This is a genomic window from Paraburkholderia adhaesiva (assembly GCF_021390575.1).
Taxonomy (GTDB): domain Bacteria; phylum Pseudomonadota; class Gammaproteobacteria; order Burkholderiales; family Burkholderiaceae; genus Paraburkholderia; species Paraburkholderia adhaesiva.
Genome location: NZ_JAJEJQ010000002.1, coordinates 1781684 through 1797722, shown reverse-complemented (window position 1 = coordinate 1797722; position 16039 = coordinate 1781684). Strand labels below are relative to the sequence as shown.

Below are 16039 nucleotides of genomic sequence, written 5' to 3'. Positions count from 1 at the left end.
CCCTTTCACCGGCAGCAGTAGCCACTCCACGCAAAAGCTGGAAGTGCACCGACGCAACGGCAAAAAAGTTTCCTGGCCACCAGCGTACGAAGTCTTCCTGATCGTGAGGACTCCAATCTAACTCAGCTTGATGTCGACGGACACAGGAGTAGCGACGTCACGCTGCGTCGACAGCACGACGTTCCATTACGTACGGAGTCGGAAACGTGGTCCTTTAGGAATTCTTCAGGGGTTTGGGTTTGTTATAGTCACGGCCCCGATGCAAGTCAATGCGCGTCGATAGCGTATGCGTAGTGGATGTATTTCGCCTTATTGCGTCGATTCAGGAAGACAACGCAACGGCTTCGCGGCGTCATCGACTGCCCAGTAGCATCGAGCAAGCCGCATAAAAAAAGCCCGACTTACGTCGGGCTTCCAGATGTAACCCGCATCCGTTGCCAGATGCGGTTTCGGTAAAGCGACCCGCTTACGCTGCCAGCAGCGAGCGCAGCACGAACGGCAGAATACCGCCGTGCTTGTAGTAGTCGACTTCGATCGGCGTGTCGATACGCAGCAGCACCTGGATGCGTTGCTCCTTGCCGTCCTTGCGATGGATCACGAGCGTCAGATCCTGCTGCGGCTTGAAGTCGTCGGTCAGGCCTTCGATATCGAACGTTTCATCGCCGGTCAGGCCGAGCGACGTCACGCTATCCGAGCCCTTGAACTGCAGCGGCAGAACGCCCATGCCGACGAGATTCGAACGATGGATACGCTCGAAGCTGCGCGCGACCACGGCCTTCACGCCGAGGAGCTGCGTGCCCTTGGCTGCCCAGTCACGCGACGAACCCGTGCCGTACTCTTCGCCAGCGAACACCATGGTCGGCGTGCCGGCGTCGATGTACTTCATCGCGGCGTCGTAAATCGACATCTGTTCGCCGCTCGGCTGATGGATCGTCAGGCCGCCTTCGACGCGCGTGCCGTCGGCCTTCGCCGGGATCATCAGGTTCTTGATACGCACGTTCGCGAAGGTGCCGCGCATCATGACGTCGTGGTTGCCGCGACGCGAGCCGTAGCTGTTGAAGTCGGCCTTCTGCACGCCGTTTTCCTTCAGCCACTTGCCTGCCGGCGAGTCTTCCTTGATCGAGCCAGCCGGGCTGATGTGGTCGGTCGTGACCGAGTCACCGAAGATACCCAGTGCGCGGGCGCCCTTGACTGCAGCCACTGACGACGACGGTGTCATCGAGAAGGTCGAGCCGAAGAACGGCGGTTCGGCGATGTACGTCGACTTCGGCCAGTCGTACACCTGACCTTCTTCGCCTTCGATCTTGCTCCACAGGTCGCCCTTCTTCGTGAGCTGGCTGTAGTTCTTCTGGTAGACGTCGGCGTCGAGCGCGTACTTGAGCAGTGCGTTGACTTCGTCGCTCGTCGGCCAGATGTCGCCGAGGTAGATGTCACGGCCGCCCTTGCCCTTGCCGACCGGCTCGGTCATCAGGTCGCGCGTGATGTTGCCCGCGATCGCGTAGGCGACGACCAGCGGCGGCGAGGCCAGGAAGTTCGCACGGATGTTCGGGTGAATACGCGCTTCGAAGTTACGGTTGCCGGACAGCACGGCTGCTGCAACGACATCGTTCTTCGTGATGGCTTCGTTGAGTTCCGGCGTGAGGTCGCCCGCGTTGCCGATACAGGTCGTGCAGCCGTAAGCCGCGAGTTCGAAGCCGAGCTTCGACAGGTACGGCAGCAGACCCGTTTTCGTCAGGTATTCCGTGACGATGCGCGATCCCGGGGCGAGCGAGGTCTTGATGTGCGGCGCGACGGTGAGGCCGGCTTCCACCGCCTTCTTCGCCAGCAGGCCGGCAGCGAGCAGGACGCTCGGATTCGACGTGTTCGTGCACGACGTGATCGCGGCAATCAGCACGTCGCCGTTGTGCAGCTTGACGCCGTCGGTCGTCTTGTACTCGGTCGTGAGGTCGGCGGCCTTCTTGTTGAAACCGTTATCCGCGACCGGCTTCGAGAACAGGTCCGTGAAGGTCGACTTCACGTTGCCGATTTCGATGCGGTCTTGCGGACGCTTCGGACCTGCGAGCGACGGCGCGACCGTGCCGAGGTCGAGCGTGAGCGTCTTCGTGTAGTCGATTTCGCCGGCCTTCGGAATACCGAAGAGGTCCTGCGCCTTGAAGTAGTTCTCGAATGCCGAGATTTCGGCTTGCGTGCGGCCCGTGCCCTTGAAGTAGTCGATTGTCTTTTCGTCGACCGGGAAGAAGCCCATCGTTGCGCCGTACTCCGGCGCCATGTTGCCGATCGTCGCGCGGTCCGGCAGCGACAGCGAGGCCGTGCCTTCGCCAAAGAACTCGACGAACTTGCCGACGACCTTTTCCTTGCGCAGCATTTCGGTGATGGTCAGCACGAGGTCGGTTGCCGTGCAGCCTTCGCGCAGCTTGCCCTTCAGCTCGACGCCGACGACGTCCGGCGTGAGGAAGTACACCGGCTGGCCGAGCATGCCTGCTTCGGCTTCGATGCCGCCCACGCCCCAGCCGACAACACCGATACCGTTGATCATCGTGGTGTGGCTGTCGGTGCCGACGAGCGTGTCCGGGTAGTAGACGGTGTCAGCGCCTTCGGCCTTCTTGTGTACGCCGCGTGCGAGGTACTCGAGGTTGACCTGGTGCACGATGCCGATGCCGGGCGGCACGACCTTGAACGTGTCGAACGCCTGCATGCCCCACTTCATGAACTGGTAGCGCTCGTTGTTGCGCTGGAATTCCAGCTTCATGTTGAGGTCGAGTGCATCCTTCTGGCGGAAGTAGTCGATCTGGACCGAGTGGTCGACGACGAGATCCACCGGCACGAGCGGCTCGATCGCCTTCGGGTCCTTGCCTGCCTGCTTGGCGACGCCGCGCATCGCGGCGATGTCGGCGAGCAGCGGCACGCCCGTGAAGTCCTGCAGCACGACGCGCGAGACGACGAACGGGATTTCGTCGACGCGCGTTGCCGTCGGCTTCCAGTTCGCCAGCTGCTCGATGTGCTCTTCCGCAATTTTCTTGCCGTCGTAGTTGCGCAGCACGGACTCGAGCACGATACGGATCGAGACCGGCAGGCGATTGATCTTGACGCCCAACTGCTTGCCGAGCTGCGGCAGCGAGTAGAACTTGCCTTTGCCGGAGCCGCTGTCGAATTCCTTTAGCGTTTTGTGGAGATTGTGGGCCATGGTGTTTTCCTTCGTTTAATCGCGGAAATAACGCTTTGCTACACGGTTGCTACGGATGCCTGATTATTGCCTGAATGTTACCTGGTTGCTCAGATTACGTACAAGTCGACGTATTCGTTGACGGGCATGGCGTGAAGCCGCGCCGCATCGAGCGAGACGTCGAGAATCGCCTGCTGCTGCTTCGCGGGGAAGCGGCGCGCGAGGTTGGTCCGGAACTTCTCGATCAGAAGCGGGATGCCTTCGTCGCGGCGTCGCATGTGACCGATCGGGTACTCCACCACGACTTCGTCGAGCGCCGTGCCGTCGTTCAGCTCGACGGTCAGCGCGTTCGCGATCGAGCGCTTGTCGGGGTCGTGGTAATCCTTCGTGAACTGCGGGTCTTCGACACAGACCATCTTTGCGCGCAACGTGTCGATGCGCGGGTCGCGCGCGATATCGTCCTCGTAGTCGGCGGCCGTGAGGCGCCCGAACAGGAGCGGCACGGCGACCATGTACTGGATGCAGTGATCGCGGTCAGCGGGATTCGCGAGCGGACCGGTCTTGTCGATGATGCGTTTCGCTGCTTCGTGCGTGCGAATGGTGACCCGCCTGATGTCCTCCGCCGTCTTCCCGTTTTGCGCGAGCATGCCGTGCAGCGTCATCGCGGCTTCGGCCGCGGTCTGCGCGTGGAATTCAGCGGGGAACGAAATCTTGAACAGCACGTTTTCCATCACGTACGTGCCGTAGGGGCGCTGGAAGCTGAACGGCTGTCCCTTGAACGAGACGTCGTAGAAGCCCCACGTTTTTGCCGTGAGCGCGGACGGATAACCCATCTCGCCCGTTTTCGCGATCAACGCGAGGCGCACCGCGCGCGCGGTCGCGTCACCGGCGGCCCATGACTTGCGCGAGCCGGTGTTGGGTGCGTGCCGGTAGGTGCGCAGCGACTGGCCATCCACCATCGCAAGTGAGACGGCGTTGATCAGCTCGTCGCGCGTGAGACCGATCAGTTGGCCGACGACTGCGGTCGAGGCGAGCTTCACGAGCAGCACGTGATCGAGACCGACCTTGTTGAACGAGTTCTCCAGCGCGATAGCGCCCTGGATTTCGTGCGCCTTCACCATGCCGACGAGCACGTCCTTCATGGTGAGTGGTGTCTTGCCCGCGGCGACTGCGGTGCGCGAGAGCCAGTCGGCGGTCGCGAGGATGCCACCGAGGTTATCCGACGGATGGCCCCACTCGGCGGCGAGCCACGTGTCGTTGAAGTCGAGCCAACGGATCATCGCGCCGATACAGAACGCGGCCTGAACCGGGTCGAGCTGGAATTGCGTGCCCGGCACTCTGGCGCCGTGCGGGACGATCGTGCCTGGCACGATCGGTCCCAGCAGCTTTGTGCAGGCAGGGTAGGAGAGCGCCTCGAGCCCGCAGCCGAGCGTGTCGATCAGGCAATGCCGCGCCGTCTCCAGTGCTATCGCACTGTCGACTCGATAGCTCAGGACATAGTCGACGATATCGACCAGGACCTGATCCGGCTCAGGCCGGACGTGGGCGATCGCAGCGGACATCGAGGCGTTCCAGGCGTTACGTCAAGCGTTACGCGTTGGGCCGGCGCTTACTGGCCCTGTGACGGGGCGGACGCCGGAGCGCGGTTTGCCGGGTTCAGCGCTTCGGCTTGCGTCGGTGCCAGTGCGCCTTGCTGCATTGCAACAGTCTTGCACTCGTCGGCGAGACGCGAGCTGTCCTTGTCCGAGAACAGCATCGCCTTCGTCGGGATCACGACGAGGTCGAGGCCCGTGGCCGAGTCGTGGAAACGGTCGGCACCGGTGGTGGTGACCTGACGCGGCAGGTTGTAGTTCTTGTTCGCCCAGTGGACGACCACGATCTGGTCACGCGCCATATCGCCCTTCAGGTCGAATGCCATTCCTTCAGCACAGTTCCAGTGTTCCGAGCCCGCGGGGATAGCGTCGACTTTCGCTTCCTTGGCCGGGTTCGGTTTGCGCTTGATGATGCGGTGGCTCGGGGCCGGCTTCGCGGGAGTCTTTTTGGCCGTGCTCGACGTAGTCTGGGCAGCGGCGTCGGTAGCCGCGAGCATCATCGACGAGGACAGTGCGCCAACAACGGCGGCGATCAGCAGTTTCTTCATGGAGTCAAACCTTTATGTCTAAATCGGTTGATCAGTGCGCGGCCGCTGTTGCGGCCGCTGGCTAGCACTGCGCGCGCCCCGAGAGCGCGCAGCGGACGCTATTTTCACCTATTTATCGATACAGACTGCAAATTGATACAGACTGCAATACTTGCGGCCGGCCGCGCGTCGCGCCGGGCCCGATGTTCTTGTTCTTGTTGAATTACACCACGCCGTTCACGACGTGGTTTCCTGCGCAAGCTCGCCCGGCGCAAACAGCGGCGCGGCCTCGGCGGGTACGGCTCGACCCGTCGCGCGGGCGCGGCGCAAAACGGACCAGTAGTAGCGATAGCTCGCGCGGTCGTGCAGCGAGTCGGCGTGGCGCGTCGGGCCCCACTGCGCCGCCTGGGCCGCGAGCAGGATCTCGGTGGCGAGGGTCACTTCCTCATCGCGCGGCGCGAACGCGGCCACGATGGCGCTCACCTGCGCGGGGTGGATGCTCCACATGCGCGTATAGCCGAACTCGTTGCGGGCACGCATCGCGTCGCCGGCGACCACGCTCATGTCGCGCACTTCGGTGCTCACGTTGTGGGAGGGCACTTTGCCGAAAGTGTGGCAGGCCGCCGCGATCTCCAGCTTCGCGCGGCGGACGAGCGGGTGGTCGAACTGACCGGGCGAGCGCATCGCGGAGTCGGGAATCGCGCCGTCGTGGGCAGAAACAAAGTCCATGAGGCCAAAGCTGAGCGACTCGACGCCGGAGAGCGCCGCGAGATCGAATACACGCGCGAGCGCGCCGTGCGTTTCGACAAGCAGGTGAACCGGGATCGGCTTGCCGATGCCCATCTCCACGCGCGCTGCCTCGATGAACGCGACCATTTCGGCGGCGTCGCCGACGGCGCGGATCTTCGGCAGTGTGATGAACGCTGGCGCACGCTTCGCGGCGCGCAGGATCAGGCGCACGTCGTCGCGCCAGTGGGGGTGATGGAAGTCGTGAATGCGAACCCCGACGCGCCCATGGCGGTCGTGCTCGCTACCGATGAGCGACGCGACGAGTTCAGCGTGCTCAGCCTCGCGGCCCACCTGCGCACCGTCCTCGCAATCGAGCGTGATGTCGAATACTGGCCCGAGCTGCTGCTGCAGCGCGAGTGATTTCAGCATCAATTTCTCGCTGCCCGCGTAGTGGTCGCACGCGGGCAGGAGGGTCGGCGGCGCTTCGCCGTCAAATAGCACTTCGGCGGGAAGGATGGCGCGCATCGTCGGCGTCAGGGGTCGAGTGTTGGAGATGAAACCTGATTCGGATGCGTCCTGCGTGTGCCGCAAGGCGCGTCCGGATCAGCGGCAGCGCGCGAGGCGGGATATCCCGCCGCACGCGTACACATGCCGCTTTTATTTGCGCGCCGTCAGTGTTTCTGCGCGCAAAAAAACCGGAAACCGTTACGCGAACGGAGTCCGGTTTGCCTGCTTCGGGCTTAGCCGAGCAGGTGCGAGACGCCGTCGCGCTCTTCGAGCAGTTCGTTCAGCGTGCCGTCCATCTTCTCGCGCGAGAACGCGTCGATTTCCAGGCCTTCGACGCGCTTGTATTCGCCGTTTTCGCAGGTCACCGGCACGCCGTAGATGATGTCTTCGGGGATGCCGTACGAGCCGTCCGACGGGATGCCCATCGTGACCCACTTGCCGTTCGTGCCGAGGACCCAGTCACGGATGTGGTCGATTGCTGCGTTAGCCGCCGATGCCGCCGACGACAGGCCGCGCGCTTCGATGATCGCCGCACCGCGCTTGCCGACGGTCGGGATGAACGTGTTGCGGTTCCATTCGTCGTCGTTGATGAGCTTCGTCAGCGACTGGCCGTCGACCGTTGCGACACGGAAGTCGGGGTACATCGTCGGCGAGTGGTTGCCCCACACGGCGAGCTTTTCGATCGACGCAACCGGCTTGCCCGACTTCGCGGCGAGTTGCGACAGCGCGCGGTTGTGGTCCAGACGCAGCATGGCCGTGAAGTTCTTCTTCGGCAGATCCGGAGCCGACTTCATGGCGATGTAGGCATTCGTGTTGGCCGGGTTGCCGACAACCAGGACCTTCACGTCGCGGCTGGCGACGTCGTTCAGCGCCTTGCCCTGAACCGTGAAGATTTCGGCGTTAGCCGAGAGCAGGTCCTTGCGTTCCATGCCCTTCGAACGCGGACGGGCGCCCACGAGCAGTGCGACGTCGGCGTCCTTGAACGCAACCTTGGGATCGTCGGTGACCACGACGCCCGCGAGCAGCGGGAATGCGCAGTCTTCCAGTTCCATCACGACGCCCTTGACGGCGGCTTGCGCCTGGGGCAGGTCGAGCAGTTGCAGGATGACGGGCTGATCCTTGCCGAGCAGGTCGCCGTTCGCGATGCGGAACAGCAGGGAGTAACCGATCTGACCTGCGGCGCCGGTGACGGCAACGCGCTTTGCGGGCTTAGCCATTGAAAATCTCCAGGAAGGTGCGTTAGACGCCAGGGTAAAACGCCATTCTATATGCGTGTTACGCGAGACGTTCGTGAAACAGGCGGACGGACTGCCGGACTCGCGCCTGCGGCCTGCGAGGCTGCGGCGGCGCGTCGCGGCAGGGCCGGCTTGCCGGTAACCTGTGCGACAAAAAGCGAGGGATGGATGGGGTCGCCTCGGGTGAAGCCGCCCTCTGCGCCGCGACCTCGACAGGGGCGCCTGACGCTGGCCGCATCAAGTGTGCCGACTCCTGCTACAGCTCGCTTTGGCTGGTCCGCGAGGGTGCGGCGCGAAGGGCGCCGGCGGGGCGGAGAAACCTCTACTGCGGTGAGGGAACAGCATGATGCGAAGGCGGCCTGCGGCGCGTTGCGCCACGAGGTGGATGCTGCCGGCGGTTCCCGTTCACGTTGACGCAAACCCACCCGCAAACCCTTGCTCGATCGGCAGTGTAGGAGTCGTGGGGGTCAAAGTCAACACTATCATATGTCTTATATAAGACATATCTATTGCCGGGAAATGCTGGACGCCGAGGGGGCCTTTATGTTGAAATGCGCGCCATGAGTGCGAACCCGGCCAGCAACGCGAATTCCCCCGCTCCTGAGAGCGGTACGGCTGCGTCTGCGCCTGCGGCGCCGTCCCCCACTTTCAGTCCGCTCTATCAGCAGATCAAGGGGCTCATTACACAGAGTCTCGAGTCCGGCGAATGGAAGCCCGGCGAGATCATCCCCAGCGAAGTAGAACTGGCCAGCCGCTACAAGGTAAGCCAGGGGACCGTGCGCAAGGCGATCGACGAACTCGCCGCCGAGAATCTCCTCGTGCGCCGCCAGGGCAAGGGCACCTTCGTCGCAACGCACAACGAAGAGCGCGCCCAGTTCCGCTTTCTCAGATTGCTGGCCGACGACGGCGCAGAACACCCCCACATCAGCAAACTGCTCGAATGCCGGCGCCTGCGCGCGACGGCCGAGATCGCGCGCCAGCTCGAACTGAAGCCCGCCGATCCGGTGGTGCAGATCCGCCGCCTGCTGCAGTTCGACGGCGAAAACACCGTGCTCGACGAGATCTGGTTGCCGGGCGCCGTATTCCGTGGCCTCACGATCGAGCGGCTCGCCGACTATAAAGGACCGCTTTACGCCATGTTCGAGGCGGAGTTCGGCACGCGCATGATTCGCGCGACCGAAAAGATCCGCGCCGTGGCCGCCGAGCCTGCGGTGGCTGACTTGCTCAGCGTGCCGACCGGCTTTCCATTGCTTTCCGTCGAGCGTGTGTCCTATACCTATGGAGACCGCCCCGTCGAAGTACGCCGTGGTTGGTATGTCACAACGGGGTACTACTATCAGAATGATTTGAGCTGAACGGGCGGCCGCGCGGTGCATCGCAAAAAAGCGGCTTCCGTCCCAGGCGCCTTCATTGCGCACGCAAGCAGCAGTCCCCGGACACCAATTTCGCTGCAGCGCGATATGAAAAGGCGTTAAAATTGTGAGTTAGTGTAATTACCAAGTAGGGGTCTAGCATGGCAGAAGCCGCAAAAAAACCGAGGCCGGAATTCCGGAACATCGGGCTTGGGCAGATATTGTTCGCATACCGCCTGCCGCTCGCGGGTCGCGTATCGATCGGTCACCGCATCAGCGGCATACTGATGTTTATCTTCCTGCCCTTCCTGTTGTACCTGTTTGACCAGAGCCTCACCTCGGAACTCAGCTTCGAGGTCTTCAAGGGCTTCCTCTCCAGCGGCATCGTCAAGCTCATCGTGCTCGTGCTCGGCTGGGCCTTCTTCTTCCACTTCTGCGCCGGCGTGCGCCACCTGCTCATGGACTTCAACCATGACCTGGTCGGCAAGCAGCAGGGCAAGTCGACCTCTCTCGTTGTCGTGATCGTCTCGACGGTCATCACGATCGCCTTCGCGGCGAAACTCTTCGGAGCGTTCTAAAACATGTCTGCCAAAAACGGAATCGGTCCGAAGCGCCTCGTTGTCGGCGCTCACTACGGCCTGCGCGACTGGATCGCGCAACGCGCCACCGCGGTGATCATGGCCGTCTACACGGTCATCCTGCTCGCCTGGTTCTTCGGTGCGCACGATTTTTCCTACGACGGCTGGGCGTCGATCTTCGCCACGCAATGGATGAAGCTCGCAACGTTCGTCACGCTGCTCGCGCTGTTCTATCACGCCTGGGTCGGCGTGCGCGACATCTGGATGGACTACATCAAGCCGGTCGGCCTGCGTATCACGCTGGATGTGCTGACGATCGTCTGGTTGCTCGCGAGCCTCGGCTATGCCGCGCAGATTCTCTGGAGAGTGTAAAGAATGGCTGCAATCAAGAATTCTCTGCCGCGTCGCAAGTTTGACGTGGTTATCGTCGGCGCGGGCGGCTCGGGTATGCGCGCGTCGCTGCAACTCGCGCGTGCGGGCCTGTCGGTCTGCGTGCTCTCGAAAGTGTTCCCGACGCGTTCGCACACGGTCGCTGCTCAAGGCGGCATCGGCGCCTCGCTCGGCAACATGAGCGAAGACAACTGGCACTACCACTTCTACGACACGATCAAGGGTTCCGACTGGCTCGGCGACCAGGACGCGATCGAGTTCATGTGCCGTGAAGCCCCGAACGCCGTGTACGAGCTCGAACACTTCGGCATGCCGTTCGACCGTAACGCCGACGGCACGATCTACCAGCGCCCGTTCGGCGGCCACACGGCTAACTACGGTGAGAAGCCTGTCCAGCGCGCGTGCGCGGCGGCTGACCGTACCGGCCACGCACTGCTGCACACGCTGTATCAGCAGAACGTCGCGGCGAAGACCCAGTTCTTCGTCGAATGGATGGCACTCGACCTGATCCGCGACGCCGACGGCGACGTGCTCGGCGTGACCGCGCTCGAAATGGAAACGGGCGACGTCTACATCCTCGAAGGCAAGACCACGCTGTTCGCCACGGGCGGCGCTGGCCGGATCTTCGCAGCATCGACGAACGCGTTCATCAACACCGGTGACGGCCTCGGCATGGCGGCCCGGTCGGGCATCGCGCTGCAGGACATGGAGTTCTGGCAGTTCCACCCGACCGGCGTGGCCGGCGCGGGTGTGCTGATTACCGAAGGCGTGCGCGGCGAAGGTGGCATTCTGCGTAACGCGAACGGCGAGCGCTTCATGGAGCGCTACGCACCGACGCTGAAGGACCTCGCACCGCGTGACTTCGTTTCGCGTTCGATGGACCAGGAAATCAAGGAAGGCCGTGGCGTGGGTCCGCACAAGGACCACGTGCTGCTCGACCTGTCGCACATCGGCGCCGAGACGATCATGAAGCGTCTGCCGTCGATCCGCGAAATCGCGCTCAAGTTCGCGAACGTCGACTGCATCAAGGAACCGATCCCGGTCGTTCCGACCATCCACTATCAGATGGGCGGCATCCCGACGAACATCCACGGCCAGGTCGTGGGTACGCCGAAGGGTCACGAAGAAATCGTCAACGGCTTCTACGCCGTGGGCGAATGCTCGTGCGTCTCGGTGCACGGCGCGAACCGTCTCGGCACGAACTCGCTGCTCGACCTCGTGGTGTTCGGCCGTGCGGCCGGCAACCACATCGTCAAGCACGTCAAGGAACTGCGCGAGCACAAGCCGCTGCCGGCCGATGCAGGCGACTTCTCGCTGTCGCGTCTCGCAGCGCTCGATAACTCGACGTCGGGTGAATACGCGCAAAGCGTGGCGAACGACATCCGCGGCTCGATGCAAAAGCATGCAGGCGTGTTCCGCACGTCGGCGCTGCTGGAAGACGGTGTCAAGGACATCGCGCAGATTGCCGAGCGCGTGAAGCACATCCACCTGAAGGACAAGTCGAAGGTGTTCAACACCGCGCGCGTCGAAGCGCTCGAAGTGGCGAACCTCATCGAAGTGGCCCGCGCGACGATGGTGTCGGCAGAAGCGCGCAAGGAAAGCCGTGGCGCCCACGCCCACAGCGACTACGAACACCGCGACGACGAGAACTGGCTGCAACATACGCTCTGGTACAGCGACGACAACCGACTCGAATACAAGCCGGTTCACATGAACCCGCTGACCGTCGAGTCCGTGCCGCCGAAGGCGCGTACGTTCTAAGGCACAAGCCAGTCAAAAGGAATCGGAAATGGCCAAACGAATTTTTGAAGTCTACCGCTACGATCCGGACAAGGACGCGGCGCCGCGCATGCAGACGTACGAGCTCGAGATCACGCACGAGCGCATGCTGCTCGACGCGCTCCTCAAGCTCAAGGAAATGGACGAGACGTTGTCGTACCGTCGCTCGTGCCGCGAAGGCGTGTGCGGTTCGGACGCGATGAACATCAACGGCAAGAACGGCCTCGCGTGCCTGACGAACCTGAACGATCTGCCGCAAAAGATTGTGCTGCGTCCGCTGCCGGGTCTGCCGGTGGTTCGCGACCTGTTCGTCGACATGACGCAGTTCTTCAACCAGTACCACTCGATCAAGCCGTTCCTGATCAACGATGCGCCGCCGCCCGAGAAAGAGCGTCTGCAGTCGCCTGAGCAGCGTGACGAACTCGACGGTCTGTACGAGTGTATTCTGTGTGCGAGCTGCTCGACGTCGTGCCCGAGCTTCTGGTGGAACCCGGACAAGTTCGTCGGCCCGGCAGGTTTGCTGCAGGCTTACCGCTTCATCGCGGACAGCCGCGATCAAGCCACCGGCGAGCGTCTGGACAACCTGGAAGACCCGTACCGCCTGTTCCGTTGCCACACGATCATGAACTGCGTCGACGTTTGCCCGAAGGGCCTGAACCCGACGAAGGCGATCGGCAAGATCAAGGAACTGATGGTTCGCCGCGCCGTTTAACGCTGCGCTTGACACTGCGTTTGACGCTGCAATATCGCGCTGTAATCGCGTTTTAATCGAAATGGAATCGCATCAGTCCGATCCCCTCCGCCGTGCGCGCCTCCGCTGGCGCTCACGGCGCGGCTTGCTCGAAAACGACCTGATTTTCGAGCGTTTCTTCAGCCGCTATGAACATGACCTCAGCGACGCCGATGTGGGCGCACTCACGCGCCTGCTCGAGCTGAGCGATAACGACCTGATGGACTTGCTACTCGCACGCAAGGAACCTGAGGGCGACCTTGCCGACCCGGACGTGAAACGGGTGCTGGAGTTGCTTCGCAACGTCTGAGATGCGGCGGTGCCAGGAGGCGCCGCGCCAGGCCTGCAAACTGTATTTATCTTCGATTGAGGATGTGCTATGACCCCGTCTGATGTAAAAGCCACGCTATCGTTCAGCGACAACTCGCCGAGCGTCGAACTGCCGATCTACAAGGGCTCGATGGGCCCGGATGTGATCGATATCCGCAAACTGTACGGCCAGACCGGCAAGTTCACCTACGACCCGGGCTTTATGTCGACGGCGTCGTGCAACTCGGCGATCACGTACATCGACGGGGACAAGGGTGAACTGCTGTACCGCGGCTACCCGATTGACAACCTCGCGCAGAATGCCGACTTCCTCGAGTCCTGCTACCTGCTCCTGAACGGCGAACTGCCGAACAAGGCGCAGAAGGACGAGTTCGTGAAGACCGTCACGAACCACACGATGGTTCACGAGCAGATGCAGTTCTTCTTCCGTGGCTTCCGCCGCGATGCTCACCCGATGTCGATTCTCGTTGCCGCGGTGGGCGCGCTGTCTGCGTTCTATCACGACTCGCTCGACATCAACAATCCGAAGCATCGTGAAGTTTCGGCGATCCGCATGATCGCGAAGCTGCCGACGCTGGTCGCCATGGCGTACAAGTACAGCATCGGCCAGCCGTTCGTGTATCCGCGCAATGACCTCTCGTACAGCGCGAACTTCATGCGCATGATGTTCTCGAACCCGTGCGAAGAGTACAAGGTCAACGACGTGCTCACGCGCGCGCTCGACCGCATCCTGATCCTGCACGCCGACCACGAGCAGAACGCGTCGACCTCGACGGTGCGTCTGGCGGGTTCGTCGGGTGCGAACCCGTTCGCGTGTATCGCGGCCGGTATCGCGTGTCTGTGGGGCCCGGCGCACGGTGGTGCGAACGAAGCCGCGCTGAACATGCTCGAAGAGATCGGCTCGGTCGACAAGATCCCCGAATTCATCAAGCAGGTGAAGGACAAGAACTCGGGCGTGAAGCTGATGGGCTTCGGTCACCGCGTGTACAAGAACTACGATCCGCGTGCGAAGCTGATGCGCGAAACGTGCTACGAAGTGCTCAACGAACTGGGCCTGCACGACGATCCGCTGTTCAAGCTCGCGATGGCGCTCGAAAAGATCGCGCTGGAAGACGAATACTTCGTGTCGCGCAAGCTGTACCCGAACGTGGACTTCTACTCGGGCATCGTGCAGCGCGCGCTGGGCATCCCGACGTCGATGTTCACGTGTATCTTCGCGATGGCGCGTACGGTGGGCTGGATCGCGCAGTGGAACGAGATGATCGCCGACCCCGAGCAGAAGATTGGTCGTCCGCGTCAGCTGTTCATTGGCAATACGCCGCGTCAGGCGAAGCCGATCGCGCAGCGTTAAGCACACGGCTCCGCCGGGCGCGTCTGTTGTGACGCGCCCGGCACAAGCTCAAACGCCCCGACGGGTTCGCTCGTCGGGGCGTTTGCTTTTGCGTCGATCGTGTCGTCGACAGATAATTCGGATACCCAGGCATATATGCCGCATCGGGTATCGCCGTTAGTGTCGGTGCGCGGAGCCTGCGGCTAATCGACGTCCATACTCCGTCGACCCGACCTGCCGGGTAACACCGATACAGGTATCGCCACTACCACCCAACTCACTGTTTTTTATCGGTTTTTTCTGGGCGAATCAGCAAGGGGTGGGGTTCGCGTGGCATAATCGCGAAACACCGTATTGCCCCGCAGTCATTCATTCCCCGCATATCATGGCAAAGACGCTCTACGACAAATTGTGGGACTCCCACGTGGTCCACACGGAAGACGACGGCACGACGATTCTCTATATCGACCGTCATCTGCTGCACGAAGTCACCAGCCCGCAGGCCTTCGAGGGCCTGAAGATGCACGAGCGCCCGGTCTGGCGCATCAGCGCAAACCTCGCGGTTTCCGACCATAACGTGCCCACCACCGACCGCAGCCACGGCATCGCCGACCCCGTTTCGAAGCTGCAGGTCGACACGCTCGACGCAAACTGCGACGCCTTCGGCATCACGCAGTTCAAGATGACCGACCAGCGTCAGGGTATCGTCCACATTGTCGGTCCGGAGCAGGGCGCGACGCTGCCGGGCATGACCATTGTTTGCGGCGACTCGCACACGTCCACGCACGGCGCGTTCGGCGCGCTCGCGCACGGCATCGGCACTTCGGAAGTCGAGCACGTGCTCGCCACGCAAACGCTCTTGCAGAAAAAGAGCAAGAACATGCTCGTGAAGGTCGAGGGCCAGTTGCCGCGCGGTTGCACTGCGAAGGACATCGTGCTCGCGATCATCGGCAAGATCGGCACGGCGGGCGGCACGGGCTACGCGATGGAATTCGGCGGCTCGACGATTCGCGCGCTCACGATGGAAGGCCGCATGACCGTGTGCAACATGGCGATCGAAGCCGGCGCGCGTGCCGGCATGGTCGCCGTGGACGACACCACGATCGAATACCTGAAGAACCGTCCGTTCTCGCCGCAGGGCGCGGAATGGAACCAGGCCGTCGAATACTGGAAGACGTTCCGCTCCGACGAAGGCGCTCACTTCGATCGCGTGGTCGAGTTGAACGCCGCTGAAATCGTGCCGCAGGTTACGTGGGGCACGTCGCCGGAAATGGTCACTTCGGTCGATGGCCGCGTGCCCGATCCCGAGCGCGAGAAGGACCCGGTCAAGCGCGATGCGATGGAACGCGCGCTGCAATACATGGCGCTCGATCCGAACACGCCGATCGAGTCGATCAAGGTGGACAAGATTTTCATCGGTTCGTGCACGAACGCGCGCATCGAAGACATCCGCGCCGCCGCTTATGTCGTGAAGAAGCTCGGTCGCCGCGTGGCGTCGAACGTCCGTCTCGCGATGGTCGTGCCGGGCTCGGGTCTCGTGAAGGCGCAGGCCGAGCGCGAAGGGCTCGACAAGGTGTTCGTCGATGCGGGTTTCGAGTGGCGCGAACCGGGCTGCTCGATGTGCCTCGCCATGAACGCCGACCGGCTGGAGCCGGGCGAGCGTTGCGCGTCAACGTCGAACCGCAACTTCGAAGGCCGTCAGGGCGCGGGTGGGCGTACTCACCTCGTGAGCCCGGCCATGGCTGCGGCGGCGGCCATCGAAGGTCATTTCGTCGATATTCGCAAATTGGGGTAAAG

13 protein-coding genes are annotated in these 16039 nt (G+C 62.5%); 8 read left to right on the top strand and 5 right to left on the bottom strand.

The features are described 5' to 3' along the window. Positions 1-466: 466 nt before the first annotated feature. The 5 genes from acnA to L0U80_RS23625 form a co-directional block, all read right to left on the bottom strand. Positions 467-3184 (bottom strand): aconitate hydratase AcnA, encoded by a 2718-nt coding sequence (gene acnA / locus L0U80_RS23645; RefSeq protein ID WP_233871029.1) that lies wholly within the window; start codon positions 3182-3184, stop codon positions 467-469. A gap of 89 nt (positions 3185-3273) precedes the next feature. Continuing rightward, on the bottom strand, positions 3274-4725 hold the full coding sequence (locus L0U80_RS23640) for a bifunctional 2-methylcitrate dehydratase/aconitate hydratase (protein WP_233871026.1): 1452 nt from the start codon (positions 4723-4725) through the stop codon (positions 3274-3276). Between the two features lie 47 nt (positions 4726-4772). Continuing rightward, the gene (locus L0U80_RS23635; protein WP_233871006.1) at positions 4773-5303 is read right to left on the bottom strand and encodes a hypothetical protein; all 531 of its coding nucleotides are present in this window, start codon (positions 5301-5303) and stop codon (positions 4773-4775) included. 216 nt (positions 5304-5519) lie between these two features. After that, positions 5520-6536: an HpcH/HpaI aldolase/citrate lyase family protein gene (locus L0U80_RS23630; RefSeq protein ID WP_233871001.1), complete on the bottom strand. Its 1017-nt coding sequence runs from the start codon at positions 6534-6536 to the stop codon at positions 5520-5522. Between the two features lie 215 nt (positions 6537-6751). Then, positions 6752-7735, bottom strand: a complete 984-nt coding sequence (locus L0U80_RS23625; protein WP_233870997.1) for a malate dehydrogenase — start codon at positions 7733-7735, stop codon at positions 6752-6754. 578 nt (positions 7736-8313) lie between these two features. Between L0U80_RS23625 and L0U80_RS23620 the strand changes: the two genes are divergently transcribed. The 8 genes from L0U80_RS23620 to leuC all read left to right on the top strand — a co-directional run bounded on the left by L0U80_RS23620 (position 8314) and on the right by leuC (position 16037). Further along, the gene (locus L0U80_RS23620; RefSeq protein ID WP_233870992.1) at positions 8314-9108 is read left to right on the top strand and encodes a GntR family transcriptional regulator; all 795 of its coding nucleotides are present in this window, start codon (positions 8314-8316) and stop codon (positions 9106-9108) included. A gap of 158 nt (positions 9109-9266) precedes the next feature. Further along, positions 9267-9683, top strand: a complete 417-nt coding sequence (gene sdhC, locus L0U80_RS23615) for a succinate dehydrogenase, cytochrome b556 subunit (RefSeq protein ID WP_233870989.1) — start codon at positions 9267-9269, stop codon at positions 9681-9683. Positions 9684-9686: 3 nt separating this feature from the next. Further along, positions 9687-10055, top strand: a complete 369-nt coding sequence (gene sdhD / locus L0U80_RS23610) for a succinate dehydrogenase, hydrophobic membrane anchor protein (RefSeq protein WP_124153804.1) — start codon at positions 9687-9689, stop codon at positions 10053-10055. A gap of 3 nt (positions 10056-10058) precedes the next feature. Beyond that, positions 10059-11834 (top strand): succinate dehydrogenase flavoprotein subunit, encoded by a 1776-nt coding sequence (gene sdhA / locus L0U80_RS23605; protein WP_233870985.1) that lies wholly within the window; start codon positions 10059-10061, stop codon positions 11832-11834. A gap of 28 nt (positions 11835-11862) precedes the next feature. After that, entirely contained in the window at positions 11863-12564 is a 702-nt protein-coding gene (locus L0U80_RS23600) for a succinate dehydrogenase iron-sulfur subunit (RefSeq protein WP_233870981.1), read from the top strand. 55 nt (positions 12565-12619) lie between these two features. Beyond that, on the top strand, positions 12620-12892 hold the full coding sequence (locus L0U80_RS23595) for an FAD assembly factor SdhE (RefSeq protein WP_233871560.1): 273 nt from the start codon (positions 12620-12622) through the stop codon (positions 12890-12892). Between the two features lie 69 nt (positions 12893-12961). Further along, positions 12962-14263: a citrate synthase gene (gene gltA / locus L0U80_RS23590; RefSeq protein WP_233870976.1), complete on the top strand. Its 1302-nt coding sequence runs from the start codon at positions 12962-12964 to the stop codon at positions 14261-14263. Between the two features lie 364 nt (positions 14264-14627). Beyond that, complete coding sequence (gene leuC, locus L0U80_RS23585; protein WP_233870972.1) at positions 14628-16037, top strand: 3-isopropylmalate dehydratase large subunit; 1410 nt, start codon at positions 14628-14630, stop codon at positions 16035-16037. Positions 16038-16039 lie beyond the last annotated feature (2 nt).